The 2651-nt window shown below is 64.1% G+C and carries 3 protein-coding genes; all 3 read right to left on the minus strand.

Annotated features, from left to right (window positions below; all coding sequences use genetic code 11):
* Positions 1 to 1439 (minus strand): efflux transporter outer membrane subunit (locus GKO01_RS15620; protein WP_099287790.1); only part of this gene is annotated, 1439 nt, incomplete at its 3' end.
* 1 nt (position 1440) lies between these two features.
* Positions 1441 to 2352, minus strand: coding sequence for an HlyD family secretion protein (locus GKO01_RS15625; RefSeq protein ID WP_099287791.1), 912 nt, complete (start codon positions 2350 to 2352; stop codon positions 1441 to 1443).
* Between the two features lie 12 nt (positions 2353 to 2364).
* Positions 2365 to 2559, minus strand: coding sequence for a DUF1656 domain-containing protein (locus tag GKO01_RS15630; RefSeq protein ID WP_062026972.1), 195 nt, complete (start codon positions 2557 to 2559; stop codon positions 2365 to 2367).
* Between the last annotated feature and the right edge of the window lie 92 nt (positions 2560 to 2651).

Below are 2651 nucleotides of genomic sequence, written 5' to 3' on the forward strand. Positions count from 1 at the left end.
AGGGCTTTTCCCTGCCATCCGGCGCCGAGGGCGATGTAGAGGGCGACGGCGTTGCGGACGCGGGCGAGGCGTCCGACGACGGCCTGGTCCTGGGCGGACAGGGCGGTCTGTTCGGTCGTCAGCACGTTCAGATAGCCGGTCAGACCCGCTCCGAAGAGCTTCTGGGCGCGGTCGCGGGCGAGGCCGGCATCGACGGAGGCCTGGTTCAGCTGCTCGACCAGTTCGGCATTATGCCGCCAGTCGCCCATCGCGTCCTCGACATCCGCGAACGCCTTGAGCACCGTCTTGCGGTAGTTCAGACGGCTACCCTCGGCCTCGGCCCGGGCCTGCGCGATCGCGGCGGTGTAGCGGCCGCCATGGATGACCGGCAGCGTCGCCATCATCATGAAGCTCCACGCCATGCCACCCGCCTGAAACGCCTGATAGGCGGCGGACGCGTTCGGGTTGAACGTCAGCGGGATCATGAATTTCGGATAGAGGTTCGAGACCGCAATGCCCACGCGTGCGGTGTCGGCGGCGTATTCGGCCTCGGCCACGCGGATATCGGGGCGGTTGGCCAGCACGATCGACGGCAGACTGTCGGGGAAGCGCGGCAGATCGGGGATCGGGCGGCGCTTTTCCAGCTCTTCCTCAAGCTGGCCCGGCATGTCGCCGACAAGGACGGCGATGGCATGCATCAGCCGCTCTTCCTGCTCGTGCAACGGCGCCAGACGGGCGCGTTCGAGATGTTCTTCCGTCTGCGCCTGCGCCACGGCCAGCGTGTTGCCGAGGCCGTGGGTGTAGAGCTTTTCGGTCAGTTCCCGCGAGCGCACGGCCACGTCGATGGCGCGCTCGGTCACGGTCAGACGTTCCTGCACCGAGCGCAGTGTTACATAGTCCGTCGCCATCTCGGCCAGCAGGGCCAATAGCACGCCGCGACGGTTCTCGATCGATTCCTCGACGATCCGCTTACGCTCTTCCACCTGCCGGGCGATGTGCCCAAACAGATCGACTTCCCAGGTCGCCCGCGCGCCATAGGTCAGGACCGAGGCTTCAGGACGGTTGGCCGGATTGCCCGGACGCAGCGGCCAGTTATCGATATTGATCGAGTAGCGGTCATCGCCACCACCTGCGGCCACGTCGAGCTGCGGATACCAGGCCGACTGCGCCTGCCGACGGACGGCACGTTCGGCGATGATATGCTGCGAGGCGATCTGCAGGTCGTAATTGCCCTTGATCGCCTGATCCACAAGCTCGTTGAGCATGGGGTCATGGAACTGCGACCACCAGTCCTTCATGTCCGCCGCCGACTGCGCCAGCGCATCAGCCGTGGCGGGATGGGGCTGCTCGACGAAGGCGTCAGGTACCTTGATCCGGTCCGGCGTGAAGTTCGGCCCCACCGTACACGCCGTCAGCGACAGACAGGTACTCAGGGCAAGGGTCAGGAGTTTGCGGGACATGTCAGAGGTGGTTCTGCAGCCAGGTGGTCAGACGGCCGCGCGCGCCCGGCGTTTCGCGGCCGATCGTCACCGTGGCCGTCATGCCGGCCGCCAGCGTGATGTTCGGCGGTACGCTGTCGAGTTCCAGACGCACCGGAATACGCTGCGCCAGACGCACCCAGGTGAAGATCGGATTGACGTCCGGCAGGCCCAGCTTGTCGGACACGCCGTTCTGGTCGTTGATGCCGCGGCCGATGCTGACGACATGCGCCATGAGGATCTGTTTGTAGCCCATTAGCTTGATGCGGGCTTCGTCGCCCACATGCACGCCGTGCATCTTGGTTTCTTCGAAATAGCCGTTGATCCAGAAGCTGTGTGCGTCAATCACGGCCATACCGGGCTGCCCGGCATGGGCGTAGTCGCCCACGCGCAGGTTCAGGTTGGTGATGTAGCCGTCCACCGGCGAGTAAACTGTGGAGCGCTGGAGGTTCAGCAGGGCCGTATCCAGCTCGGCCCTGGCCGCGTTGACCTTGGCGCGCTGGGTTTCAACATTGGAGTTGAAGTCTTCCTGCTCTTCCGCCGAGACGATGCCGCCCAGTCCCATACGGCGCTTGGCGTCGGAGGTCCGGAGCTTCAGGTCTTCCTCCGCTCCGGCCAGACGGGCGCGGGCAGCGTCGATATCGAGACGGAAGCGCACCGGATCGAGCACGAAGAGCGGATCGCCCTTATGGACGAACTCGTTGTCCACGACCGGCACGGCCACGACCGTGCCCGAAACTTCAGGGGCGGCGTCCACGACATAGACGCGCACGCGGCCATCACGGGTCCAGGGGGCGAGGACATAGATGTCCCACATCGTCCGCCCCAGGCCGATGGCGAGCGCCAGCACGACAAGGGTCAGCAGGACACGGATTACACTGCGGGTCCAGTTCATCGCTGACCCCTCCTATACGTAAAGGATGAGCAGACAGAGAACACAGACATAGAGCGCTATTTCAAAGAGAGCGACGTGCCAGAACCATCCCAGGGCGCCCGTGCGCCACAGGAGGCTTCTCAGCAGTAACGTCACAAAGACCGCCGCTACGGCATAAATGGAAAGCGGAGCAACGAAAACGCCAAACAGGTTAACTTCAGCCAGCATCAGAAGCCAGCTCCAGCGTCAACCACCAGACTGCCAAACGCCAGACTGTAAGACAACTCGCCCACAACGCTCCTCAATCAAACACACCGAGT

Source organism: Gluconobacter kondonii, assembly GCF_002723995.1.
In the GTDB taxonomy this organism is placed as follows: domain Bacteria; phylum Pseudomonadota; class Alphaproteobacteria; order Acetobacterales; family Acetobacteraceae; genus Gluconobacter; species Gluconobacter kondonii.